This is a genomic window from Aggregatibacter valvarum (assembly GCF_980468985.1).
On record NZ_OZ413141.1, the window covers coordinates 1 to 26,276 of the forward strand.

The 26,276-nt window shown below is 41.2% G+C and carries 20 protein-coding genes, 1 tRNA gene, 3 rRNA genes and 3 CRISPR repeat arrays (1 of these 27 running past the window's edge); of the genes, 18 read left to right on the top strand and 6 right to left on the bottom strand.

The genetic code is table 11. The features are described from left to right. Positions 1–20 precede the first annotated feature (20 nt). The 5 genes from rrf to gmhB form a co-directional block, all read right to left on the bottom strand. Positions 21–136: ribosomal RNA gene (gene rrf / locus AC30SF_RS00005) — 5S ribosomal RNA — on the bottom strand. Positions 137–309: 173 nt separating this feature from the next. After that, positions 310–3,206 (bottom strand): 23S ribosomal RNA (locus AC30SF_RS00010). A gap of 250 nt (positions 3,207–3,456) precedes the next feature. Continuing rightward, positions 3,457–3,532 (bottom strand) — tRNA-Glu (locus tag AC30SF_RS00015). A 105-nt stretch (positions 3,533–3,637) separates the two neighbouring features. Further along, positions 3,638–5,177: ribosomal RNA gene (locus AC30SF_RS00020) — 16S ribosomal RNA — on the bottom strand. The 16S, 23S and 5S rRNA genes sit together here with 1 tRNA gene alongside, the layout of an rRNA operon. Before the next feature lie 281 nt (positions 5,178–5,458). Beyond that, positions 5,459–6,016 carry a D-glycero-beta-D-manno-heptose 1,7-bisphosphate 7-phosphatase gene (gene gmhB / locus AC30SF_RS00025; protein WP_314116499.1) on the bottom strand — a complete coding sequence of 186 codons (558 nt, stop codon included), beginning with the start codon at positions 6,014–6,016 and terminating at the stop codon, positions 5,459–5,461. 195 nt (positions 6,017–6,211) lie between these two features. Here gmhB and metN point away from each other — a divergent pair, with 195 nt between their 5' ends. The 4 genes from metN (at position 6,212) to trmL (ending at position 9,468) form a co-directional block, all read left to right on the top strand. Next, positions 6,212–7,249: a methionine ABC transporter ATP-binding protein MetN gene (gene metN, locus AC30SF_RS00030; protein ID WP_489607159.1), complete on the top strand. Its 1,038-nt coding sequence runs from the start codon at positions 6,212–6,214 to the stop codon at positions 7,247–7,249. Then, entirely contained in the window at positions 7,239–7,916 is a 678-nt protein-coding gene (locus AC30SF_RS00035; RefSeq protein ID WP_314954397.1) for a methionine ABC transporter permease, read from the top strand. Before metN ends, AC30SF_RS00035 begins: the two co-directional genes overlap by 11 nt. 34 nt (positions 7,917–7,950) lie before the next feature. Further along, positions 7,951–8,781, top strand: a complete 831-nt coding sequence (locus tag AC30SF_RS00040; protein ID WP_448757670.1) for a MetQ/NlpA family lipoprotein — start codon at positions 7,951–7,953, stop codon at positions 8,779–8,781. A 210-nt stretch (positions 8,782–8,991) separates the two neighbouring features. Continuing rightward, positions 8,992–9,468: a tRNA (uridine(34)/cytosine(34)/5-carboxymethylaminomethyluridine(34)-2'-O)-methyltransferase TrmL gene (gene trmL, locus AC30SF_RS00045; RefSeq protein WP_489607160.1), complete on the top strand. Its 477-nt coding sequence runs from the start codon at positions 8,992–8,994 to the stop codon at positions 9,466–9,468. A gap of 87 nt (positions 9,469–9,555) precedes the next feature. On the opposite strand, the gene glpX is transcribed toward trmL, so the two are convergent. Continuing rightward, entirely contained in the window at positions 9,556–10,569 is a 1,014-nt protein-coding gene (gene glpX / locus AC30SF_RS00050; RefSeq protein WP_290521914.1) for a class II fructose-bisphosphatase, read from the bottom strand. A gap of 177 nt (positions 10,570–10,746) precedes the next feature. Between glpX and cas10 the strand changes: the two genes are divergently transcribed. The 14 genes from cas10 (at position 10,747) to cas2 (AC30SF_RS00120) (ending at position 26,022) form a co-directional block, all read left to right on the top strand. After that, positions 10,747–12,918: a type III-A CRISPR-associated protein Cas10/Csm1 gene (gene cas10, locus AC30SF_RS00055; RefSeq protein ID WP_489607161.1), complete on the top strand. Its 2,172-nt coding sequence runs from the start codon at positions 10,747–10,749 to the stop codon at positions 12,916–12,918. Between the two features lie 9 nt (positions 12,919–12,927). Next, a complete protein-coding gene (csm2, locus tag AC30SF_RS00060; RefSeq protein ID WP_489607162.1) occupies positions 12,928–13,317 on the top strand; it encodes a type III-A CRISPR-associated protein Csm2 in 390 nt (129 codons plus the stop codon). Between the two features lie 15 nt (positions 13,318–13,332). Beyond that, positions 13,333–14,025, top strand: coding sequence for a type III-A CRISPR-associated RAMP protein Csm3 (gene csm3, locus AC30SF_RS00065; RefSeq protein ID WP_296027463.1), 693 nt, complete (start codon positions 13,333–13,335; stop codon positions 14,023–14,025). Between the two features lie 9 nt (positions 14,026–14,034). Further along, positions 14,035–14,973: a type III-A CRISPR-associated RAMP protein Csm4 gene (gene csm4, locus AC30SF_RS00070; RefSeq protein ID WP_489607163.1), complete on the top strand. Its 939-nt coding sequence runs from the start codon at positions 14,035–14,037 to the stop codon at positions 14,971–14,973. Then, a complete protein-coding gene (locus AC30SF_RS00075; protein WP_489607164.1) occupies positions 14,970–16,502 on the top strand; it encodes an RAMP superfamily CRISPR-associated protein in 1,533 nt (510 codons plus the stop codon). Before csm4 ends, AC30SF_RS00075 begins: the two co-directional genes overlap by 4 nt. Beyond that, the gene (gene cas6 / locus AC30SF_RS00080; protein WP_489607165.1) at positions 16,499–17,425 is read left to right on the top strand and encodes a CRISPR system precrRNA processing endoribonuclease RAMP protein Cas6; all 927 of its coding nucleotides are present in this window, start codon (positions 16,499–16,501) and stop codon (positions 17,423–17,425) included. The genes AC30SF_RS00075 and cas6 overlap by 4 nt, the downstream gene beginning before the upstream one ends. Positions 17,426–17,481: 56 nt before the next feature. Then, positions 17,482–17,772: a CRISPR-associated protein Csx16 gene (csx16, locus tag AC30SF_RS00085; protein WP_314401806.1), complete on the top strand. Its 291-nt coding sequence runs from the start codon at positions 17,482–17,484 to the stop codon at positions 17,770–17,772. A 9-nt stretch (positions 17,773–17,781) separates the two neighbouring features. Further along, positions 17,782–18,951 (top strand): Card1-like endonuclease domain-containing protein, encoded by a 1,170-nt coding sequence (locus tag AC30SF_RS00090; protein WP_489607166.1) that lies wholly within the window; start codon positions 17,782–17,784, stop codon positions 18,949–18,951. Then, positions 18,951–20,156 carry a CRISPR-associated ring nuclease Csm6 gene (gene csm6 / locus AC30SF_RS00095; protein WP_489607167.1) on the top strand — a complete coding sequence of 402 codons (1,206 nt, stop codon included), beginning with the start codon at positions 18,951–18,953 and terminating at the stop codon, positions 20,154–20,156. The genes AC30SF_RS00090 and csm6 overlap by 1 nt, the downstream gene beginning before the upstream one ends. A 354-nt stretch (positions 20,157–20,510) precedes the next feature. After that, positions 20,511–21,552: a CRISPR direct-repeat array (repeat unit 37 nt; unit sequence GTCGAAAGACCCTGCCCTGCTCCAAAGGGATTGAAAC). A gap of 104 nt (positions 21,553–21,656) precedes the next feature. Beyond that, positions 21,657–22,616: a CRISPR direct-repeat array (repeat unit 37 nt; unit sequence GTCGAAAGACCCTGCCCTGCTCCAAAGGGATTGAAAC). Positions 22,617–23,043: 427 nt separating this feature from the next. Continuing rightward, positions 23,044–23,403, top strand: coding sequence for a hypothetical protein (locus AC30SF_RS00100; protein WP_489607168.1), 360 nt, complete (start codon positions 23,044–23,046; stop codon positions 23,401–23,403). Positions 23,404–23,491: 88 nt separating this feature from the next. Next, entirely contained in the window at positions 23,492–24,346 is an 855-nt protein-coding gene (locus tag AC30SF_RS00105; RefSeq protein WP_489607169.1) for a hypothetical protein, read from the top strand. A 15-nt stretch (positions 24,347–24,361) separates the two neighbouring features. After that, a complete protein-coding gene (gene cas2, locus AC30SF_RS00110) occupies positions 24,362–24,646 on the top strand; it encodes a CRISPR-associated endonuclease Cas2 (protein ID WP_021616129.1) in 285 nt (94 codons plus the stop codon). 8 nt (positions 24,647–24,654) lie between these two features. Next, a complete protein-coding gene (cas1, locus tag AC30SF_RS00115) occupies positions 24,655–25,725 on the top strand; it encodes a CRISPR-associated endonuclease Cas1 (protein WP_489607170.1) in 1,071 nt (356 codons plus the stop codon). Positions 25,726–25,734: 9 nt separating this feature from the next. Further along, complete coding sequence (gene cas2, locus AC30SF_RS00120) at positions 25,735–26,022, top strand: CRISPR-associated endonuclease Cas2 (protein WP_021616127.1); 288 nt, start codon at positions 25,735–25,737, stop codon at positions 26,020–26,022. 220 nt (positions 26,023–26,242) lie between these two features. Then, positions 26,243–26,276: a CRISPR direct-repeat array (repeat unit 37 nt); it runs 1,140 nt beyond the window's last position.

Sequence of the window (26,276 nt, forward strand, 5' to 3'; positions counted from 1 at the left end):
TCAGGGGTTCATACGAATAAACTTGGCGGTGACCTACTCTCACATGGGAATCTCCCACACTACCATCGGCATAACAGCGTTTCACTTCTGAGTTCGGTATGGAATCAGGTGGGTCCACCGCATTATCGCCGCCAAAAATCGGTCGATGATATTCTTCTCTTTCTCTCTTATCTCTTTCTTTTTATTTCTCTGTCTTCTTCAAACTAAAACAAGCTGACTCTCCACTTTCTCTTCTTCGTCTACTCTCTTAACTGTTACCCTCTACTTCACTCCATGCTCCAGGTCTCCCCCAAAACACTTGAGCGTTGTATGGCTAAGCCTCTCGGGCAATTAGTATGCGTTAGCTCAATGTATCACTACACTTACACACCGCACCTATCTACGTCTTAGTCTTAAACAACCCTTACAGATTTTAAATCTGGGAGAACTCATCTCTTGGCAAGTTTCGTGCTTAGATGCTTTCAGCACTTATCTCTTCCGCATGTAGCTACCCGGCAATGCGTCTGGCGACACAACCGGAACACCAGTGATGCGTCCACTCCGGTCCTCTCGTACTAGGAGCAGCCCCAATCAATTCTCCAACGCCCACGGCAGATAGGGACCGAACTGTCTCACGACGTTCTAAACCCAGCTCGCGTACCACTTTAAATGGCGAACAGCCATACCCTTGGGACCTACTTCAGCCCCAGGATGTGATGAGCCGACATCGAGGTGCCAAACACCGCCGTCGATATGAACTCTTGGGCGGTATCAGCCTGTTATCCCCGGAGTACCTTTTATCCGTTGAGCGATGGCCCTTCCATGCAGAACCACCGGATCACTATGACCTACTTTCGTACCTGCTCGACTTGTCTGTCTCGCAGTTAAGCTTGCTTATACCATTGCACTAACCTCACGATGTCCGACCGTGATTAGCAAACCTTCGTGCTCCTCCGTTACGCTTTGGGAGGAGACCGCCCCAGTCAAACTACCCACCAGACACTGTCCGAGACCGCGTTTCGCAATCTTCGTTAGAACATCAAACGTTAAAGGGTGGTATTTCAAGGACGACTCCATAATCACTGGCGTGACTACTTCAAAGTCTCCCACCTATCCTACACATCAAAATTCAATGTTCAGTGTCAAGCTATAGTAAAGGTTCACGGGGTCTTTCCGTCTAGCCGCGGGTACACCGCATCTTCACGGCGATTTCAATTTCACTGAGTCTCGGGTGGAGACAGCCTGGCCATCATTATGCCATTCGTGCAGGTCGGAACTTACCCGACAAGGAATTTCGCTACCTTAGGACCGTTATAGTTACGGCCGCCGTTTACTGGGGCTTCGATCAGGAGCTTCTCTTTCAATTACACCATCAATTAACCTTCCAGCACCGGGCAGGCATCACACCCTATACGTCCACTTTCGTGTTTGCAGAGTGCTGTGTTTTTAATAAACAGTTGCAGCCAGCTGGTATCTTCGACCGGTTCAACCTTCAGGGGCAAGCCCTTACAATCTACGCCGGCGCACCTTCTCCCGAAGTTACGGTGCTATTTTGCCTAGTTCCTTCACCCGAGTTCTCTCAAGCGCCTGAGTATTCTCTACCTGACCACCTGTGTCGGTTTTCAGTACGGTTTAGTAAAGCCTTTCGCTTAGTGGCTTTTCCTGGAAGTGTGGTATCAGTTACTTCAGCTCCGTAGAGCCTCGTCATCATCTCTCAGTGTTAAGGAAGTCCGGATTTGCCTAAACTTCCCACCTACCAACTTAAACGTACATATCCAACAGTACGCTAACCTAACCTGCTCCGTCCCCACATCGCAGCTTTACCAAGTACGGGAATATTAACCCGTTTCCCATCGACTACGCTTTTCAGCCTCGCCTTAGGGGCCGACTCACCCTGCCCCGATTAACGTTGGACAGGAACCCTTGGTCTTCCGGCGAACGGGTTTTTCACCCGTTTTATCGTTACTTATGTCAGCATTCGCACTTGTGATACGTCCAGCATGCTTCTCAACACACCTTCATCCGCTTACACAACGCTCCCCTACCCAACAGACTTACGTCTGATGCCGCAGCTTCGGTGCTATATTTGAGCCCCGTTACATCTTCCGCGCAGGCCGACTCGACTAGTGAGCTATTACGCTTTCTTTAAATGATGGCTGCTTCTAAGCCAACATCCTAGCTGTCTAAGCCTTCCCACTTCGTTTCCCACTTAATATAGACTTTGGGACCTTAGCTGGCGGTCTGGGTTGTTTCCCTCTCCACGACGGACGTTAGCACCCGCCGTGTGTCTCCTGAGTATCACTCTTCGGTATTCGTAGTTTGCATCGGGTTGGTAATCCGGGATGGACCCCTAGCCGAAACAGTGCTCTACCCCCAAAGGTGTCCGCTCAAGGCTCTACCTAAATAGATTTCGGGGAGAACCAGCTATCTCCCGGTTTGATTGGCCTTTCACCCCCAGCCACAAGTCATCCGCTAATTTTTCAACATTAGTCGGTTCGGTCCTCCAGTTAGTGTTACCCAACCTTCAACCTGCCCATGGCTAGATCACCGGGTTTCGGGTCTATACCTTGCAACTCAACGCCCAGTTAAGACTCGGTTTCCCTTCGGCTCCCCTATTCGGTTAACCTCGCTACAAAATATAAGTCGCTGACCCATTATACAAAAGGTACGCAGTCACCCTTGCGGGCTCCCACTGCTTGTACGTACAAGGTTTCAGGTTCTATTTCACTCCCCTCACCGGGGTTCTTTTCGCCTTTCCTTCACAGTACTGGTTCACTATCGGTCAATCAGGAGTATTTAGCCTTGGAGGATGGTCCCCCCATCTTCAAACAGGATATCACGTGTCCCGCCCTACTTCTCGTTAGCTTAGTACCACGACCTGGACTTCGAGTACGGGGCTATCACCCTGTGTCGCCAAGCTTCCCAGCTTGTTCCTCTGTCTCTATCGCTATCACTAACAGGCTCTTTCGCTTTCGCTCGCCGCTACTCACAAAATCTCGGTTGATTTCTTTTCCTCGGGGTACTTAGATGTTTCAGTTCTCCCGGTTCGCCTCACTTACCTATGAATTCAGTAAGTGATAGTAGATTCTTCATCTACTGGGTTTCCCCATTCGGACATCTTGGATTAAACGCCTCTTATCGACTCATCCAAGCTTTTCGCAGATTAGCACGTCCTTCTTCGCCTCTGATTGCCAAGGCATCCACCTTGTACGCTTTGTCACTTAGCCATACAACCTCAAGTATTCTTAGGATGAACAATCTGATGAAGATAAAATGGAATTTAAAGTTAAAATCCACTCTACATCACAGATTGACGCTAAAAACACGTTAGGTTTGTCAGCCGTAACAGTTAATTTATTCAGAATCATTGCCTTTTATCAATGACCCTTACTCAGACTTTCTTGAAAGTCTCGTTTTCAGCTTGTTTCCAGTTTGTTAAAGAACAGTTTATTAAGAAGACAAAAAATCATCTTTAAATGGCGTCCCCACGGGGATTCGAACCCCGGTTACCGCCGTGAAAGGGCGATGTCCTAGGCCTCTAGACGATGGGGACAACATGTAAAGATATTCTTCACATCTTGCTTTATTTGTTTATTCTTCTTTTGTTTACAATCATCAGCCAAACTGTGTGGACACTTAAAGTCAATTCTATCTTTGGTAAGGAGGTGATCCAACCGCAGGTTCCCCTACGGTTACCTTGTTACGACTTCACCCCAGTCATGAATCATACCGTGGTAAACGCCCTCCCGAAGGTTAAGCTATCTACTTCTGGTACAACCCACTCCCATGGTGTGACGGGCGGTGTGTACAAGGCCCGGGAACGTATTCACCGCGACATTCTGATTCGCGATTACTAGCGATTCCGACTTCATGGAGTCGAGTTGCAGACTCCAATCCGGACTTAGACGTACTTTCTGAGATTCACTCCACCTCGCGGCTTCGTCACCCTCTGTATACGCCATTGTAGCACGTGTGTAGCCCTACTCGTAAGGGCCATGATGACTTGACGTCATCCCCACCTTCCTCCGGTTTATCACCGGCAGTCTCCTTTGAGTTCCCGACCTAATCGCTGGCAACAAAGGATAAGGGTTGCGCTCGTTGCGGGACTTAACCCAACATTTCACAACACGAGCTGACGACAGCCATGCAGCACCTGTCTCATGGTTCCCGAAGGCACTCCCGTATCTCTACAGGATTCCATGGATGTCAAGAGTAGGTAAGGTTCTTCGCGTTGCATCGAATTAAACCACATGCTCCACCGCTTGTGCGGGCCCCCGTCAATTCATTTGAGTTTTAACCTTGCGGCCGTACTCCCCAGGCGGTCGATTTATCACGTTAGCTACGGGCACCAAGCTTAAAGCCCAATCCCCAAATCGACAGCGTTTACAGCGTGGACTACCAGGGTATCTAATCCTGTTTGCTCCCCACGCTTTCGCACATGAGCGTCAGTACATTCCCAAGGGGCTGCCTTCGCCTTCGGTATTCCTCCACATCTCTACGCATTTCACCGCTACACGTGGAATTCTACCCCTCCCTAAAGTACTCTAGCTACCCAGTCTGAAATGCAATTCCCAGGTTAAGCCCGGGGATTTCACACCTCACTTAAATAGCCGCCTGCGTGCCCTTTACGCCCAGTTATTCCGATTAACGCTCGCACCCTCCGTATTACCGCGGCTGCTGGCACGGAGTTAGCCGGTGCTTCTTCTGTGATTAACGTCAATTTGTTGCGCTATTAACACAACAACCTTCCTCGTCACCGAAAGAACTTTACAACCCGAAGGCCTTCTTCATTCACGCGGCATGGCTGCGTCAGGGTTGCCCCCATTGCGCAATATTCCCCACTGCTGCCTCCCGTAGGAGTCCGGGCCGTGTCTCAGTCCCGGTGTGGCTGGTCATCCTCTCAGACCAGCTAGAGATCGTCGGCTTGGTAGGCCTTTACCCCACCAACTACCTAATCCCACTTGGGCTCATCTCATGGCATGCGGCCTCGCGGTCCCGCACTTTCATCTCTCGATTCTACGCGGTATTAGCGACAGTTTCCCGTCGTTATCCCCCTCCATAAGCCAGATTCCCAAGCATTACTCACCCGTCCGCCACTCGTCAGCAAGAAAGCAAGCTTTCTCCTGTTACCGTTCGACTTGCATGTGTTAAGCCTGCCGCCAGCGTTCAATCTGAGCCATGATCAAACTCTTCAATTCAAAAAGTTTAATCGCTCAATACTGCTGACTTAATTAATCATCTATAATAAATAAACGAATCTTCGTAGCACTATTCAGTTCAATTTTAAAATCTTTAATGATAAAACGAATCTTCAAGTGCCCACACAGTTTGTCTGATTGATTGTTAAAGAACAAAAAACGACGCGCTGCTTAATGCTTTACAACGGCGCGTCGTTGTGGTGGCGTATTATAGGCATTTTTTATCACCACGCAACCCCTTTTTAGCTTTTTTTTCATTTTTTGTTTTGATTGGTTATTTTTTATAAATTTTGACTAATAATCAGACTAGGAATGTCTACAATTGAATCTAATACGTAGTCTGCCATTTTTTCTCCCTCAGAAGTGATCGGTTTACCGGTTCGCACTAAAACAAGCGTTTTCACCTTAGCTCCCTTCCCGGCAAGCAAATCTTCCACTTTATCTCCAACCATAATAGATTTTGTCGGATCGATATTCAGCTCTTCTATTGCTTGTAGTAACATCCCCGATTTCGGCTTACGGCAGTCACAATCCTGTTTAAATTCGGCAAGTTTTGCCTCCGGATGATGCGGACAATAATAGATACCATCCAAATCCACACCGCGATCAGCCAATGACCAATCCATCCATTCTGTTAACTGCAAAAACTGTTGCTCAGTAAAATACCCTCGCGCAATGCCTGATTGATTTGTTACCAGCACTAACAAATAGCCCATCTCTTTCAGTTTTTTTAGCGCCTCAATACTTCCTTCAATAAAATGGAAATGATCAATGTCATGCACATAACCATAGTCAATATTCAACGTTCCGTCTCGATCTAAAAAAACCGCTTTCTTCATCTTTTTATCCTATTTAAATATAAATTCGCGCCGATTATCTTCTTTATTTTTATCTTGTGCAAACCTTCAACTTTTTTGTTCTAAGAGAAAGCAAATAATTATAAGAATGTCATGGATAGAGGTTGACATGGCATTCTAGACGTCTAGAATACAAAAATCTTTTTTTGATAAAAACGAAACCGCAAAAGGGCTTATATGATTAAGCTAAAGAATGTCAGCAAAATTTTCGACGTTTCAGGTAAAAAACTGACCGCACTTGATAACGTTTCCTTGGATATTCCGAAAGGGCATATCTGTGGCGTTATCGGCGCATCCGGTGCAGGCAAAAGCACTCTGATTCGTTGTATCAACCTATTGGAAAAACCCACTGTGGGTTCCGTTATCATTGATGGCAAAGATCTCACTCAACTTCGCGATGCGGAACTGGTATTGGAACGCCGTAATATCGGCATGATTTTCCAACATTTCAATTTATTGAGCTCCCGCACTGTCTTTGGTAATGTTGCGTTACCTTTAGAGTTAGAAGGTACACCAAAAGAAAAAATCGATGCGAAAGTCAACGAATTGCTTTCTTTGGTAGGCTTAAGCGACAAAAAAAATGTATATCCGTCTAATTTATCCGGCGGTCAAAAGCAACGCGTCGCCATTGCACGTGCACTAGCAAGCAATCCCAAAGTGTTATTGTGCGACGAAGCCACCAGTGCGCTGGATCCGGCAACCACACACGCCATCTTAAAATTATTAAAAGAAATCAACCGCACTTTAGGCATCACGACTCTCTTAATTACCCACGAAATGGATGTTGTCAAACGCATTTGTGATTTAGTTGCCATCATCGATCACGGCAAACTCGTAGAACAAGGTTCAGTAAGCGACATTTTCTCCAATCCAAAAACAGAATTGGCTCAAGAATTTATTCGTTCTACCTTTAACGTTAATCTGCCTGATGAATATCTAGAGAATCTATCACACACGCCAAAACACGCTAAGTCTTACCCGATTATCAAATTCGAGTTTACCGGACGCTCTGTGGATGCCCCATTGTTATCTCAAGCTTCCAAAAAATTCGGCGTGGAATTAAGCATTTTAACGTCTCAAATTGAATACGCCGGCGGTGTGAAATTCGGTTTCACCGTGGCTGAAGTGGAAGGCGACGAAGATGCTATTACACAAACCAAAATCTATTTAATGGAAAATAACGTACGCGTTGAGGTATTAGGCTATGTGGAATGATTTTTTAACGCAACTTACGCCTCAAATGTGGCAAGCGGTGTGGGTTTCTACCTATGAAACCGTGTATATCAGTTTTGCTTCAACCCTTCTTGCCGTTATCGTTGGTTTGCCTTTTGGTGTGCTCACCTTCCTCACCGGCAAAGGCGAAATTCTGCAAAACGCTCGTTTAAATCTCATTTTGAACATTGTGATTAACATTGGTCGCTCCATTCCTTTCATTATTTTGTTAATTATTTTGTTGCCCTTTACCCGTTTCATTTTGAACACAACGCTGGGGACAACGGCTGCCATTATTCCATTAAGTATTTGCGCCATGCCATTTGTAGCACGTTTAACCGCTAATGCCTTAGTGGAAGTGCCAAAAGGCTTAACGGAAGCCGCAAAAGCCATGGGTGCGACAAACTGGCAAATCATCCGCAAATTCTATTTGCCGGAAGCTCTGCCGACCTTAATTAACGGCATTACACTGACCTTAGTGACCTTAGTGGGCTATTCCGCCATGGCAGGCATTGTCGGCGGCGGTGGTTTAGGTAGCCTCGCCATTAACTACGGCGAATATCGCAACATGGTGTACGTTAAATGGGTCGCCACAATTATTATTGTCGTATTCGTCATGATTTCACAAAAACTGGGCGATGATTTAGCAAAACGCGTCGATCATCGTTAATTCACTTAACATTGACATCAAAAGAGGATCTTTTATGAACTTAAAAAAACTATTAGGCGTAGCAACACTTGCCTCCGTATTTGCATTAACGGCTTGTAACGAAGAGAAAAAAGCGGAAGCTGCACCAACCGCAGAAGCACCGGCTAAAATTAAAGTCGGCGTCATGGCAGGGCCTGAGCACGAAGTGGCTGAAATTGCGGCAAAAGTTGCGAAAGAAAAATATAACTTAGACGTTGAATACGTTTTATTTAACGACTATGCCTTACCAAACACCGCCGTGTCTAAAGGCGATTTAGATGCGAACGCCATGCAACACAAACCGTATTTAGACAAAGATTCCCAAGCGAAAGGGTTAAACAATCTCGTTATTGTGGGCAACACCTTTGTTTACCCATTAGCCGGTTATTCTAAAAAAATCAAAAACGTAAATGAGTTACAAGATGGTGCTGTGGTTGCGGTACCAAATGATCCGAGTAACTTGGCACGTGCGTTAATCTTATTAGAAAAACAAGGGTTAATTAAATTAAAAGATGCCACAAACTTATTCTCTACTTCCATGGATATCATTGAAAATCCAAAACACTTACAAATCAAAGAAGTGGACACTTCTGTTGCCGCACGCGCTTTAGACGACGTGGATTTAGCGGTTGTGAATAACAACTATGCCGGTCAGGTTGGCTTGAATGCGCAAGATCACGGTGTGTTTGTGGAAGATAAAGATTCTCCATATGTGAACATTATCGTGGCACGCACTGATAACAAAGACAGCAAAGCTATCCAAGATTTCGTGAAAGCTTACCAAACACCGGAAGTAGAACAAGAAGCGAAAAAACACTTTAAAGACGGCGTGGTGAAAGGCTGGTAATTTAAATCTCCTGTAAAAACATCGTAAAATGAGACCGCACTTTTAAGCGATAAAACGCCAAGTGCGGCCATTTTTTTACACGTTTTTTACGGAGAATATCAGGATGAAAATCCCTTTTTAACCATTGATAAGAATTTTTTATGAACGCTTTTAGCCGGTCAGGTTTGCGCCTATAATAAGCCGTCTATTGTTATACCAATCAGGAACACCATGTTAGATATTGTTTTATACGAACCGGAAATACCACAAAACACTGGAAATATCATTCGATTATGCGCCAACACGGGCTTTCGCTTACATTTAATCGAACCTCTAGGATTTACGTGGGACGACAAAAAATTACGCCGTTCCGGCTTGGATTACCACGAATTTGCCGACATCAAAAAACACAAAACTTTCGCGGCATTTTTACAAAGTGAACAACCGAAGCGCTTATTTGCCTTAACAACAAAAGGCACGCCGGCACATAGCGAAGTGAAATTTGAATTGGGCGACTATTTAATGTTTGGCCCGGAAACCCGCGGTATTCCGATGGACATTTTAAACAGCATGCCGGCGGAACAAAAAATCCGCATTCCTATGGCCGCCAACAGCCGCAGCATGAATCTCTCCAACTCGGTGGCTGTTGCCGTATATGAAGCTTGGCGCCAGCTGGGATATCAAGGTGCAGTAAATCTTGCGCGATAAGATGAACTAAAAATTGCGCTTGTAAAAGGCGATATAAAATGGGCTAAGTGCATTTCATCGTTGCTACTTAGCCCTTTTCTTTTAGGATTATGCGCCGATTAAACGGGAAAGTGCAGTGTCTTTTCGGTCTAAATAATGGGTCGATTGAATACGACGAATGGTTCTGGATTTACCTCGAATCAACAAGGTTTCCGTGGTGGCTAAATTGCCTTTACGGCGAATGCCTTTTAATAAATCACCATGAGTAATCCCAGTAGCAGCAAATACCAAATTGTCATCACGCACGAGCTGTTCCAGCTGCAGCACTGTATTGACTTGAACTCCCATTTCTTCACAACGGCGAATTTCTTCTTGTGCCAATGCCTTATTTTCCGGCGTATCGCCTTTCACCTGATCACGCGGCAATAGACGGGATTGCATATCTCCGCCCAAAGCACGAATCGCGGCAGCCGCCACAACACCTTCCGGCGCACCACCAATGCCATAAACCATGTCAATTTCCGCTTCCGGCAAACAACATAATACTGAAGCCGCCACATCACCATCAGGAATCGTAAATACGCGCACACCCAGTTGATGCATTTTTTCAATCACCGCTTCATGGCGGGGTTTATCTAAAATCATCACCGTTAAATCAGATAACAATTTACCGAGTTTCGACGCGACACGACGCAAATTTTGTTCAAGCGGCAAATTCAAATCCACAATGCCTTTGGCTTCCGGCCCCACCACCAACTTTTCCATATACATATCCGGCGCTTTCAAAAAGGTATTTTTGCCGCCTGCCGCCAACACGGAAATTGCATTAGACTGCCCCATCGCCGTCATGCGCGTGCCATCAATAGGATCGACCGCAATAGACACCAATTCGCCCATACCTGAACCCACTTTTTCACCAATATATAACATCGGCGCGTGGTCAATTTCGCCTTCGCCAATCACGATTTCTGCATCCATATGAATCAAATTTAGCATATAACGCATGGCTTTCACGGCAGCATCATCAGCCGAATGTTTATCCCCACGCCCCAACCACGCAAATCCGGCAAGGGCAGCAACTTCGGTTACTCTCGAAAACTCAATGGCTAATGATCTATTCATGGCATAATCCTTAAAAATGAGAAATAAAAATCGGCTTATTCTAGCACCAAGCAAACGTTTGCTATAGCGAAAATCGTAAAAATATGCGTTAATATTGATGTTTACAAATTTGTATTTGCTGGCAAATTTAAAAAACGTGCTTATACTTCACTTAATATTTCAATACATGGAGTAATTATGTCAGATCATACAATTTCTCTCGCTTTTTCAGTATTGCACCATTATTTAAAGCTATTCGCTGAAAAACAAGAACCTCATTTACCTCTTCCCTCTTTTCCATCCCAATTCAAACAGGTTGATATATCTCCTTTCTTATCACAAGCTGAATGCATTGTTTTAGGTAAACAACCTGAATTAAAACAAAGCAATAAACTGTTTAGTTTGTTTGAAACAATCCATCAAGAAAATAAAGAAACACCATTTTCTTACGATTTTCAACCACTTTCGCCGAATACTATTTTCCCGAAAAAAGAAGAAAACAACACCGCACTTTCAGTGCATTGGGATAAATTTATCAACGCAATCAAGGAGATTCCTAAATCTCATTGTGATAACCCAAGTTTATGGTTAGATCATTTTGATACCGCAATGCAATGTTTCACTTGCAATTTACCAAGCCCTTATAGTGATGACATTTCTTTCTATGATTTCACTAAAGCAGTCGCCGCCTTTGTGGTCGCACTCGCAGATCAAGAAAGCAATAAAGCAGAGCCATTCTTATTGATTCAAGGCGACTTTTTCGGCATTCAAGATTTTATATTTTCCGGAGGCAGTGCTTCCAATAAAGGTGCTGCAAAAATCTTGCGCGGGCGTTCTTTCCAAGTGTCACTTTTCACCGAATTAGCTGCACTTAAAATTTTAAATGTTTGTAAGTTACCAACCACTTCACAAATGATGAATGCGGCGGGTAAATTTTTGATTGTGGCACCAAATACGGAAGAAGTAAAAAATGCAATCAAGCAAGTTCAATCGGAATTAAACCAATGGTTTATCAAAGAAACCTACGGATTAATTGGGTTGGGTATCGCAGTTCAACAAGCAAAGTTCAGCGATTTTGAAGAAAAGTGCTATGAAGAATTAGTTAAAAAATTATTTCAGAATTTGGAAGAACAAAAACTCAAGCGGTTAGATTTAACGGATACCACGCAAAGCGTGCAAGAAGTTGAATATCCAAATGGTGTTTGTGAAATGAATAGCTTTTTCCCGGCTCAAATTGGGAAAGAACATTCCGTGATTTCAGAGGATCAAATCAAAATTGGGGAAATGTTATCAAAAAAACAACGCATTATTATTGCGGATATAAACGCTGACATTAACCATAAATATGAAACACAAATCCTAAAATTGCCGATTTTTGGCTTTAAAGTGATTTTTACCAATAGCCGTGAAGATACTAAAGAATTTGGTTATCCGGTAAAACTGTTACAAATTCACCGTTTTTGGGATTTCTCATTGCCAAAAGATACTAATGCAAAAATCTGGAACGGTTATGCCCGCCGTTATATCAATGCCTATGTGCCTTTTGATGAGGAAGGAAAGATTATTACGTTTGAGGATATTGAAACTCAAGATAAAGGACAAAAAGCATTAATGACCTTAAAAGGAGATGTGGATAATCTTGGCACGATTTTCCAAGAAGGTATTCGGTCTGCCAACATTGCAAAAATGGCGGCGCTTTCTCGCCAAATGAATCTCTTTTTTAGTCTTTGGTTGCCGGCTTATTGTGCTGAACAAAGCCAAAGTATGTACACCGTGTTTGCGGGGGGAGATGATTTCTTCTTAATCGGCCCTTGGTATTCTACGCAAAAAGTGGCACACGGAATGCAACAAGCTTTTGCGCATTATGTAGCAGAAAATCCTAAAATTCATTTTTCGGTGGGAATGGTGATGAGTAAATCAAACATTCCTGTGCCACGTTTAGGCGATTTAGCCGAAGAAGCGTTGGAGAAATCAAAAGGTATTGATAAAGGCGAAAAAGTTTCTACAGCGGAAGGTAAAAATGCGGTAACAATTTTTAATCGGTCAGTGAAGTGGGCGGATTGGAAACAACTTTGTGATTTAGAGGAAGAAATTCACCGATTGGCAGAAACTTATAAAATTTCAACGTCTTATCTTTATTCATTAATTCGTTTATGTGAACAAGCTGCGGATGAAAAGAATATTGAAAGCGCCATGTGGCGGAGTCGTTTTTATTATCGCACAGCACGTTATGTAACGGATAAACTCTCTAAAGAAACTCGTAATAAAGCATTAAGTGAAATTAGCATTTCATTAGGAGATAAGGGGATTGGATCGTATAAATTGAATTTTGCCATTCCATTAACAAACTATTTCTATCAAAAACGATAAGGAAAATTTATGTTGAACATTAACGAAATCAAATTTGGCAATGAAAAATCAGCCGAAATCTTTTCAGATATTGCACAACGTGCAGCAAAACATATCAAAACCAATAAAAATTTAAATAAAACAACACAGTTACGTAAGTTTTATGATGAATTAGCCATGTGGAACGATCGTGTGCAATTAGTGCGTGAAAATAAGGCAGGTAAATTCCAAGAACTAATACCATTTATCAAAATGTTAAAAGCTAAAGTTGCTTATGCTGAAGGGCGTAAGAACGTTGATAAAAATTTTTCTGACATCTTTAATCGCTGTATTGATCAGATAAATAACGTAGAAACTTTACGTGATGCAAAATTATTTATGGAAGCTGTAATGGGCTTTTGCAAATTAGAAGAATTTTAACAAGGAATTAGGATTATGAAACTCACAAATATTGTAGAAATCAAAGCTAAATTAGTATTACAAACAGGTTTACATATCGGCGCAGGCGATAGCGAAATGCATATTGGAGGTATTGATAATTCAGTAATCAAACATCCTCTAACCCAATCACCTTATATTCCGGGTTCAAGTTTAAAAGGGAAAATCCGTACATTATTAGAATGGCGTTCTGGTGCTGTCCAAAATAATCCTTTGACATTAAAAGATGTCTCTAAAAATCCTGAAGAAGTAAAGAATATTTTACGTTTATTCGGTATCAGTGGTGATACTAAAAATAGCGAACAAGAAGTCGCTGAAATTGGTGTTTCTCGCCTCGCATTTTGGGATTGTGCACTAAATGAAGACTGGGAAAAAGCGATTCGTGATGATAACCAACTTTTAACCGAAGCCAAAAGCGAAAATACCATCGACCGCATAACCTCAACGGCGGGAAATCCTCGCCAAACGGAACGCGTACCGGCAGGTGCAGAATTTGATTTCAAACTCACTTTACGCCAATTTGAAGGCGATAAACCGGAACTTCTTGATTTAGTGTTAAAAGGTTTAAAACTGTTAGAACTTGACAGCCTTGGCGGCTCCGGTTCCCGGGGTTACGGCAAAGTGAAATTTACTGAATTAACGGTTGATGGCGAAGCTCGTAATTTAGACGACATTAAACCTTTCGAATAAGGTGATTTTATGAAGTTATATCGTTTTACACTCACACCACAAAGTGCGATGGGAACGCCTTTGGTGGGCGATACCTTGTTCGGCCAACTTTGTTGGGCCGTGCGGAATCGCTTTGGTGAAGCTCGCTTAAGTGAATTACTTGAAGGTTATACAGCACAGCGCCCATTTATGGTGGTGTCTGATGCGTTTCCGGCAGGTTTTTTGCCTTTACCGACGTTGCCATCAACGTTTTGGGAAACCAAAACAAAAACCGATCGCAAAAGTTTAAAAAAAGCCCAATGGGTCAAAATCACCGATGCAGAAAAAAGTGCGGTGAAATTTTGGCAAGAATGTACTTTACAAGCGAATTTTCAATTCAAAAAAGAAACTCAAGACCAGTTTCACAACACTATTGATCGCCAAACAAATACCACGGGTGATGGACAATTTGCGCCTTATTCCACAGAACTAACCTGGTTTGGCGCACAACAAAAATTCGATCTCTATGTCGTGTTAGATGAAAATCGCTTTTCATTGGAAGCGTTAAAAATAGTACTTCAAGATGTCGGAAATATTGGTTTCGGACGTGATGCCTCTATCGGGCTAGGCAAATTCTATTGTGAAAAGCCACAAGCCTTTGATTTTACTCAACCGAATGCAAATTGCTATTTAACGCTAGCCAATTGTGCCCCACAAGGTTTAGGTTTAAATAAGGACCACTGCTACTACCAAATTACGACAAGATTTGGTCGTCACGGTGACATTCAAGCATTAAGCTCTAACCCATTTAAAAAGCCGATTATTCTGGCAAAACCCGCGGCCATTTTTACGCCTGAAAACTATCAACCCCGTTTATTTTTAGGTAATGGATTAGGCAATGTGTCTTATGCTCAACCAGAAGCCGTGCATCAAGGCTATGCTCCCGTCTTAAATTTATTTGTCGATTTTGAACATAAGGATCACAAATGAAACCATTTATACAAACCCACAACGTTTATTTAACCCCATTAAGCCCGATTCATATTGGCTGTGGTGAAGATTTTGAGCCAACGAATTATGTCATTGATAATGAAACTTTATTTAATTTTGAACCTAGCCATTTAATATTAAATGAGCGGGAGAGAACGGATTTATTAAATGCTGTGAACCGTTTAGATTTACTTGCGATTCAACGTTTTTTCTTAAACCACAAGGATAAAGCAATCGCAAATTCTGAGTATTTTGCAGATGTTGCCGAAGGTTTAGCGCAAGATTATAAAAATCGCGTTGGAAAAGTTTCTCAACGTGAAAGTGATGGAAACAAAGTAATCAATAATCTTTCAATTGAACGCACTGCATTTCTACCTTTGCAACATCTACCTTATATTCCGGGTAGCGGATTTAAAGGCGCACTAGCAACGGCATTATTAGATCAAGCTCATCAAGCAAAAAATAACCCCAAAGTAAATGCTAAAGATCATAGCCATTTATTAAAAGAATACATTGGTGAGTTTGAGAAAAGCAAATTACGCCATGTAAAATTTAGTGATTTTATTCCGCAATCTTTAGCTGAAAGTAAAGTTTACTATTCGCTTAATTTTAAGAAAAAATTAGGTAAAACGGATGGTAAAGGACGCGCTATGGCATTGCGTCGAGAATGTATCTCTATGGGACAATACCGTGCTTTTCAAAGCCAATTAACATTAACCAAAAGTCAAAATACTTTCTCTTTAACAGAGCTAATTGATGCACTTAAAAAATTCTATTTACCTGTATTTAAAAAAGAAATGGAATTACTACAAACCCGTAATTTAGTGTCTGTACAATATGTAAAATCGCTTGAAAAACTCATCTCTTTACCAAAAGTTGCTTTAATCCGTTTAGGCAAAAATGGCGCAGACAGCAAAACCTATCAAGGTGAAAATATTGCGCAAATTAAAATTATGGGAGCAAAAGGCACTCCACCCATGTTTAAAGACAGCAGTACAACCGTATGGCTGGCAGGAACAAGCAGTACACAACAAACAGATCTTCTTCCCTTCGGTTGGGCATTAATTGAAGTTGATCCCACAACGGAAAATGAAGACTTAAAAACGTGGTGTGAAGCTCAACCAAAATCAAAATTTGATCGTTCTGAAATTTTGGCAAGGCGCGAAGCTCAAAAAGCGGAACAAGCACGCTTACAAGCAGAAGCTGAAGCAAAACGCTTAGCAGAACAACAAGCTGAGGCTGAAAAACAAGCCTTATTACATTCGCTATCAAATAATCAACGTCTTGTTATGGATTTTGTGGAAAAAGTACAAACCACCCGAGAACGCCAAGCAGACAATACAGGTTCGACCTTGCTAAAAGAAGCTCAAGCACTAATTGAAAGTGCGGTTGAAAATTGGGATGTTTCTGATCGTAAATTCGTACAAGCGCAAATTACACTAGATTTACTTAAATCTAAGGTCGATTTTAAGAAGAAAGACACCGAAAAAAATCTGAGAAAATCCTTAAACAAACTGGTGACAGAATGATTCCAAATTCTTTCCCCATAGCTCGCTATCAATTTGATTTTGTTGTGAGCGAGCCGATTTTGTTGCCGGAATATTCAGGTTCCACCTTGCGTGGTGCTTTCGGGCGGGCATTGCGAAAAATTGCTTGCATGACAAAGCTGGAAGACTGCAAAGGCTGCCCGCTTTATCGCACCTGCCCTTACACCAACATTTTTGAAACGCCTGCACCGACAGCGCATGAATTGCAAAAGTTCAGTCAAGTGCCGAACGGCTATATCATTGAACCGCCGGCATGGGGAGAGCGACTTTATGCCGAAGGTGAAAAATTGACATTTTCGCTTGTGCTATTCGGACGGCTGATTGAACAGCTCCCCCTCATTGCTTTTGCTTTCAAGCGAGCTTTTGAATATAACGTCGGACGGGGAAAGGCAAATTTACTTGATATCGCCAAAGTTGAAGTAGATTTAACCCGACAATCCATTTTACAAAATGGGAATATTATCGAATATAAAAAAACAATCGAAATTCCGACCGCACTTGATAGCGTGGCACAAATCAAAATAGAGACGCCTTTAAGGCTACAAGAAAATGGCAAGCCTTTACGGGTAAATGAGATGACGGCAGAGCGATTTTTTATTTCTTTAACCAAGCGCCTTTCCTTATTAAGTGAATTTCATTCTGAGCCCTTGAATCTAGATTTTGGATTACTAAAAACCCAAATCGAACAAATTCAAGATGATAAACACTTAAAATGGCAAGATTGGACGCGCTATTCCTCCCGCCAAGATCAGAAAATGAAATTAGGAGGGGTAATCGGCGAATGGCAATTCAAAAATTTATCACCGGAATTAGCTAAATTACTTTACATCGGACAATGGCTACATTGTGGGAAAAATGCCACTTTTGGATTAGGCAAATATCGGATTACAAATTTGTCATTCTGAACATTAGCGATGAAAAATGTAACAATACGACTTGTTTTTATTAGATAAGGATTATTATGGCTGTTTGGTTTGTTTCTCGTCACCCTGGTGCGATTGAATGGATAAAAACGCAATCTATTCATATTGATCACTGGGCTACCCACTTGGATACTAACCAAATTCAACCTAATGATGTGGTCATTGGGACGCTACCGGTTCATCTTGCAAGCCAAGTTTGTGAGAAAGGAGCTACCTTCTATTTTTTATCCGTTAACGTAAAACCGGAACAACGCGGAACAGAACTCACTGCACAGCAACTTGTTGAACAAGGTTGCTTGTTGCAGGCATTTCATATTGAAAAACGATAAGGAAACATTATGCAACCTAAATATGATGTACATTTTTGTTTGATTTCAGATCAAGCTGCGCCCTCATTATTACCTATTTTAGATCCTGATTTTAAACCGAAAGAAGCAGTTTTTTTAGTATCCGATAAAATGAAAAGTAATGCAGAGGCATTAGAAAAAGTTTTTAAAGAAAAAAACATAAAAGTCACATTAGTTCGTATTGAAAATATTTATGATTTCCAAGAAATGGAAAATTGTTTTATTGAGCTAATAGATCAATTTGATGGGAAAGATATCGCACTCAATGTAACCGGTGGTACAAAATTAATGGCAATTGTGGCGCAGAACACCTTTGCTATGGGCGGAAAACCCATTTTTTATGTGGATAGTGATAATAACCAAATCCTATTTATTAGCCGTGATGAACAAGGACAAAGCATTCCTAATAAAACGCTTAATTGTCAGATTGATTTAAAAACCTATCTTTCTGCTTATGGCATGGTTTACAAATCCACTAAACAGCCAATGGCTTCCGAACGATTAATTGCCAATTTGGAACCGTTTATCAAGCAATATGATAAATATAAAGATAGTATTCCAGGACTTAATTATTATGCTTCTGAATCCCAAAAGAATGGTTTTAAAGTGAAATTCACGAATCATGATGATGAATCGCTAGTTTCATTACTAGAAGAGCTACACCACAAAAATTTATTAGATTTTGATCGTCATAGAATAGATTTTAGAGATACAGTACATAAAGAGTTATTAAATGGCGTATGGCTTGAAGAAATAACCTATAAAGCCATTGAGAATATCAAATCGATTCAAGATAAAGCATTAAGTTTAGAGGTTGGGAATTCCTCATACGATCAAAATAAACACCAATATGCCTTAAAAAATCAAGGTAATCAAAATGAATTTGATATCGCATTTATGGCAAAAAATCGTCTGCATATCATTGAGTGTAAAACACAACTGATGAACAAAGAAGGCGGCATAAAATCAGAAGAGATTTTATATAAACTAGAAGCATTAAAGAATTATGGTGGCTTAATGACTAAAAAATGTTTAGTCAGTTATTTTGAAGTACCGGAATCAGTAAAGAATCGAGCAAAAGAATTACATATTGAAATTATTCAAGGTAAAGATCTGCAGCGATTAAGAGAAAAAATCTCAAATTGGATAGGAAAAGCATAATGAATCAAAAACGTAAAATCCTCCTTTCCGTCACCGGCATGTCCCCTGCCGTTGTGACTGAAACGCTCTATGCGCTTGTCACAGAGAAAAATTTTGTTCCTACTGAAATTCAAGTCATTACCACTGAACAAGGCAAAAATAAACTACTAGAAACCTTGTTAGGGATTGAAGGCGGACGTAAAGAACGCAAAGGGGCACTACAAGAATTTATTGAAGATTACGGTGAGCAATACGGTTTCTCTTCAATTCATTTTGATGAAAGCTGCATCCATATCATCACAGATAAGTGCGGTCAAAATTTACCGGATATTCGTACGCCGGAAGAAAACGAACAGGCTGCCAACAGCATTGTGCAATTAGTGGGTAATTTATGCCAAGATGAAGATATGCAACTACACGTTTCCATTGCCGGCGGACGCAAAACCATGGGCTTTTTTATGGGTTATGCGTTATCGCTCTACGGACGTGAACAAGATAGCCTTTCCCATGTTTTGGTAGATACGCAATATGAAAACTTACCCAGTTTTTATTATCCAAAACCTTATTCACACCTCATCAATGAGCGTGATGGCAAACAAATTGATGCTAAAGATGGCAAAGTAATGCTGGCTGAAATTCCTTGGGTGCGTTTAGGCTTAGGCGTACCGGAAGATCTCAAACAACAGGCTATTTCTTACAGTGATTCGGTAAAAAATGCGCAAGCATTGTTAGATAAACCACAAATTCAATTTTTTACTAAAAAACATAAAGAATTAGGAGAATGCATATCTAAAAAAGCTATTTTTGGTTCATTAATGATTGATATGCCACCAAAAGGCATGGCATTACTGCTATCTATTATTTATGCAAGAAAAAATAACTTTGAAATCAGTACAGGTTATAGAGAAAAATCTATCTCTACATTTTTAAAATTTTATTCTTTTTTAGGTAAAGATAATGAAGATATCAAAAAAAGATTTTATTTTTATGAAAATAGTCATTCATCAGAAGAAGATAAATACCTGAAAAATAATGAGGCGTTTAATGATATTCTTTCTGAAGCAACATATCACTATAATAAGAAGGTAAGAAAATCATTCTCTATTGGTGAAAAAGCACACTGCGATTATTTAATCTCAAATAGTGGAGCTTATGAGTTATCTGTTTCATCAAATAGTTTGCTAACTAACGAAATAGAACATTTCTTTAAGTTTAATGTTAAATAATCCAAACCGCCCTTGTGGCGGTTTTCTTTTCTATAAATCGCCCACAACATCACGCCACAAACTCCCAATAGCACTTAGGCAAAGCCAACCTGCAAATGTATTATCCGAACGGCACGAACGATGAGCTTACCTTATAACAGAGATGAAAATGTGAAGAAAGTGAGGTAGAATAGCTCGCAAGTCACATAAAAAAACATCGTTTTTTATCACCGCACTTGTAACAAAGATGAAAAAGAAAATGGATAAAATCGTTCAATATTTAATCAAATCCACACCTTGCTTTTCGCATGAGGGGAAAAGTTGGGAAGCGATCTTCTCAAGCCTTATCCACCAAGGCACTAAACCACCCCTGCAGTCGAAAGACCCTGCCCTGCTCCAAAGGGATTGAAACTTTCGAACACTGTTGTTCGAAATTCTCTAAGTTCGTCGAAAGACCCTGCCCTGCTCCAAAGGGATTGAAACTGTTCTGACATTATAACCAGAACTTTGTATTAAGTGTCGAAAGACCCTGCCCTGCTCCAAAGGGATTGAAACGGACATTGCTGATCTGACGAGCAATGAGTTCTTTTTGTCGAAAGACCCTGCCCTGCTCCAAAGGGATTGAAACAGTGTTAAGATCTCAATTTTACCAAATCCGTAACCGTCGAAAGACCCTGCCCTGCTCCAAAGGGATTGAAACTCGCCATCGCCACGGATGAATTCCGTCCGACACGTCGAAAGACCCTGCCCTGCTCCAAAGGGATTGAAACTTGTTGACGGTACGTTTGTTAAGCGTGAACCTGAAGTCGAAAGACCCTGCCCTGCTCCAAAGGGATTGAAACATTAATAGGCGCATTGAATTAGCCTACTTATTCGGTCGAAAGACCCTGCCCTGCTCCAAAGGGATTGAAACTCTGGACTATTGAGACTTTGAGCTTGTCTTTCAATGTCGAAAGACCCTGCCCTGCTCCAAAGGGATTGAAACATACTTCAGCGAGATCTTCTACGCTTTCATAAATAGCGTCGAAAGACCCTGCCCTGCTCCAAAGGGATTGAAACTTCTGCGCCCGTCGTTGATGCGCTTTAATTGGGTAAGTCGAAAGACCCTGCCCTGCTCCAAAGGGATTGAAACCTTTTTTATCCATTTTGTTAACTCCTCATTTGTGTCGAAAGACCCTGCCCTGCTCCAAAGGGATTGAAACAAATCATGGGCCTGCTCTTCAAAACTCTTACCTTGTCGAAAGACCCTGCCCTGCTCCAAAGGGATTGAAACATAAAAACTACTGTGAAGCTAGACAAAACCTTATGTCGAAAGACCCTGCCCTGCTCCAAAGGGATTGAAACTAAATGCCATCTCTTAAATAGGTTTGGTGGGTTTTGTCGAAAGACCCTGCCCTGCTCTAAAGGGATTGAAACAGAAGACAGCATAATTGCTTAATAACTGGGTATTGTCGAAAGACCCGCCCTGCTCCAAGGGGATTGAAACGTGCTTGCTTTACTAAGCTTATACGATATGCTTCTGTCGAAAAACCCAGCCCTGTTCCAAAGGGATTGAAACTGTTGTGCCTTACAAACAAAAGTCAGATCTTACTGTTGAAAGACCTCACCCTGCTCCAAAGGGATTGAAACATTCTATCGGGCGGTAGTACCATTTTTTCTTTTGGTCGAAAGACCTCGCCCTGCTCCAAAGGGATTGAAACTGTTTGTTGATTTTTGTAATTGCCTTTTGATCGTCGAAAGACCCCGCCCTGCTCCAAAGGGATTGAAACACCAACATATTGGCGATTTTACATGGCTCAATTGTCGAAAGACCCTGCCCTGCTCCAAAGGGATTGAAACATGCTTGCTTCCGACACATCGCCCACCCAACGTAAGTCGAAAGACCCCGCCCTGCTTCAAAGGGATTGAAACCAAGCAATACATCGTTCAAAATCAGCAAATACGTCGAAAGACCTCGCCCTGTTCCAAAGGGATTGAAACTGGAATTCTGGCATTTTATAGTTTACTTTATCTTTGTCGAAAGACCCCGCCCTGCTCCAAAGGGATTGAAACTTGCGCTTGATTGCATAGAATTCTTCTTCACTAATGTCGAAAGACCTCGCCCTGCTCCAAAGGGATTGAAACTTAGTCGTTCGTTTAATAGTTCAAACACACGTTCAGGTCGAAAGACCTCGCCCTGCTCCAAAGGGATTAAAACCCCTTTTCTTTCTGACCTAATTCACCATTTAGAGTCGAAAGACCCCGCCCTGCTCCAAAGGGATTGAAACTTGAATTTGAACGAATGTTCTAACAGGATAGGTATGTCGAAAGACCCCACCCTGTTCCAAAGGGATTGAAACAATCTTGAGTAGGGAATGTTGATATTGATTTCGTGTCGAAAGACCTCGCCCTGCTCCAAAGGGATTGAAACGATGCGTGGCAGATAAAATTGCCTTTTAAGGTATGTCGAAAGACCCCGCCCTGTTCCAAAGGGATTGAAACGCATAATCCTCACTGTAGTTGTGCGCTACAAAATGTCGAAAGACCCGCCCTGAGCTAAAGAGATTGAAACTAGTTTCCATATTTTTTTATCCTTTGGAATGTCGTCGAAAAACCCAGCCCTGCTCCAAAGGGATTAAAACTTCCCGTCATAGCTAAACAGCGTCACATTGCCTTGTCGAAAGACCCCGCCCTGTTCTAAAGGGACTAAAATGCACCTAAAATCAACCGCACTTTTGGCGATTTTTTTATAAATACGTATTTCAAAAATACAAATTTTATTTATCTATTCTTAACGCTCAATTCAAAATAAATAATCCCATCTAAATAAAATCACCGTTTAATCTCTTTGATATACAAATTTGCATTTTATTCTTTACATTATTTTTTTATTTATGATGTATTCATAAAGAATAAGTAAGGAGGAAATATGTTGAACTTAAGAATGCATCATAAAGCAACACAAGCAACATTTAATCCTTCCTATACTGAAAGTGAAATGAACGCTATTGCTGCAGGTTTTGTTGAAGTAAGAGACGAACGTGCTTATAACGGCCATTATTTCATGAAAAATGGTAAAAAATGGATTCATAATTTAGAAGCTTTACGCAAGAAATTAAATGCTGAATATGGTCATTATATTGATGATGAGGAACTGTCTGCACCGGCACCTGAAGGCTTTGGTTACGACATTGAAACCTATTATTTATATAACTCAACATCATCAACTCACAATGATTTTTCAACTCGTTTTCGTACAATGCTGGAGAAAGTTTGTATTAAGCATTAGCTTGAATACAAATTTGTATTTCAATATTTAACACTCAAGATAATTTATTATTTAATCAATCATTGAAACACGAAAGGTGAAAATAAAAATGTTCTATATCACTAAACATAATTATTATAAAAATATTATCTGTAAGTTAGATATTGATGTTCCTATGATTGAAAAAACAGGCTTTTTCTCAAGTTACAAACTCGATCTATTCGATCTTGATCTTAGCTATTTTGCAAAAAATGAGCGTGAAGCCCTTATTATCAGCGATCATTTATTTCGTAATATTTCTAATATTAATAAGAATGTGATTTTTAAACAAATCAAACGCAAAGAAAATAACTGGGTGTATAAACTTAGTATGCCTGCATATCATGCAGATCGTCATTGCCCAAATTTAACAAAAGAATTCAATAACATCAGAATTCCATTTTCTCTTGAGCTTTCTTTATGCAAGGAATATCGTCAATTTTTTATTGATAATAAGGATCGTTATGGTAAGAAAGCCGGTCTTATTGAACCGAAAGCTTTCGCACGTAAGTTAAAAGAGAAATTTAACTTAAGCGAAGAGCTTGATGTATTGCTAGACAATCATATTTTACCGGAAATCCGTGAAAATAGCGGTGTGGAGTGTATAAACATCACTGTTGAACAGTTTGTTGATGAAATCAATGAACTCATTAATATTTTTAAAAATTTCATTCGCGAAGAACAGGTTTCAGCCTCGTTCTCTCGCCGTTCATGGTTAAGTACTAAAGAAGATTCTGAACTTTCTAAAGAGGAACGTGAATCTATGCAGAAAGTATATGAACAAAAAAGAAGAATCTGCGCCCGTATTCTCGCATTTCATTTTCAGCACTTTGAAAAAGAAGGGTTTAACATTTCGGAAAATCTATTAGAAATGCTTGGATTTCAGGCTTGCCCAAATTGCTGTAAGCATATTATTCCATTCTAAAATCGGAGAAGGGTTATGGATACTCGTCGGAGTCGCTACCTGATCGCCTATGATATTGCTGATTCTCATCGGCTTTATCAAATGCATAAACACGTCGAGGCCTATGCCATTGGCGGACAAAAATCTTTCTATGAATGTTGGCTAACAGAACATGAAATGATTGCATTCCAACAAGACGTAAATGCATTAATTGACGCCTCTGACGATCGTGTATTTATTTTTAGAATTCCAAATAGCATAGAGCCTTTGTTATTCGGCAAAGCCACATTGCAATCAAATTCCCCATTTTTACTTGTTTAGGAGGCATTATGTCGAGCTTATATATTGATAGAAAAGGCACTGAAATCAAATTAAGTGGCGAAGCCCTTGTGTGTTATGAAAATGGTGAACGCGTCGGCACCATTCCCCTTGCGCCAATAGAACGCATTTATTTAAAAAGCGATGTCACCGTACAAGCCTCATTGTTGGCAAAATTGGGAGAAAAGGGCATTGGCATTATTTTTCTTTCCGGCAGAAAAAATACCCCCACACTCTTTTTGGCTCAACCACACAATGATGCCACCCGTCGTTTAAACCAATATGAACTGGCAAAAAATGAACCTTTCTGTTTAGCGTTTGCGAAAAAACTCATGCAACTCAAATTAGTCACACAAAAAAATTGGCTTTGGCAGGCAAGTCATGCCCGCGCGGATAAAAGAAGCCAATTGGCAGAAAAAGCCGGCGAATTGGATCAACTCATCGGCAAAATCAGCGAGCAAACCACCCTCGCCTCATTGCGTGGTATTGAAGGCAGAGCCGCCTCCGTTTATTTCACCGCATTAAGTCTTTATCTTCCTCCGGCATTACGCTTTCAAGGCAGAAACCGCCGTCCACCACGGGATCCGTTCAATGCCGTCTTATCCCTCACCTACACACTCATCCATTCAGAAGCCGTACTCGCAGCCTATGGCGCAGGGCTTGATCCATATATCGGCTTTTATCACGCCCTTGATTTTGGTAGAGAATCCCTTGCCTGTGATCTCATTGAACCGTTACGCCCTTTAATTGATAACTGGTGTTTAGGCTTATTTCGCCAAAACATTTTACGCGAAGAGTCTTTCTCTACAACACAAGAAGGCTGCTTTTTAGGGAAAGCAGGGCGTGTACAATTTTATAAAAGCTATGAAAGTGCGGTCGGAAATTGGCGCAAAATGCTCACAGAGAACAGTTTAGACATTGTTAATCTCATTAAACAGGCTGATTTTATCAGCTCACCACAACGCCGTGAAAGTGAATGGCAAACCTTTTCCGATCTCAATGAAAAACAATGGCAAGGCTTGCTAGGACGCTATTATTTTAATCAACAAACCATGCTGCAAGATGTGATTTTCCAATTTTAGGAGAAAAATATGCAATACCTTATTGGTTACGACATTGCCGACCCCAAACGTCTCCAGCGTATTCATCGCCGCATGACCAAATATGCCACCCCGATTCAATACAGTATTTTCTTATTTGAAGGTTCAGAAAAATTGTTAACACAGTGCTTAACGGAGGTTATGCAGATTTTCCATAAAAAAGAAGATGATCTCCGAATTTATCCCTTACCCCATAACTGCTCTCAATGGCGCTTAGGAAAAGCGAGCCTGCCCCAAGGCATTATTTGGACAGCATTACCCATCAGTTTAACATTATAACAGAGGTGAAAATGTGAAGAAACTGAGGTAAAATAGTGTGCAGAAATCATATAAAAAAACATCATTTTTTATCACCGCACTTTGAACAAAGATAAAAAAAGAAAATGGATAAAATCGTTCAATATTTAATCAAATCCACACCTTACTTTTCGCGTGAGGGAAAAAGTTGGGAACCGATCTTCTCAAGCCTTATCCAGCAAGGCACCAAACCACCCCTGCAGTCGAAAGACCCTGCCCTGTTCTAAAGGGATTGA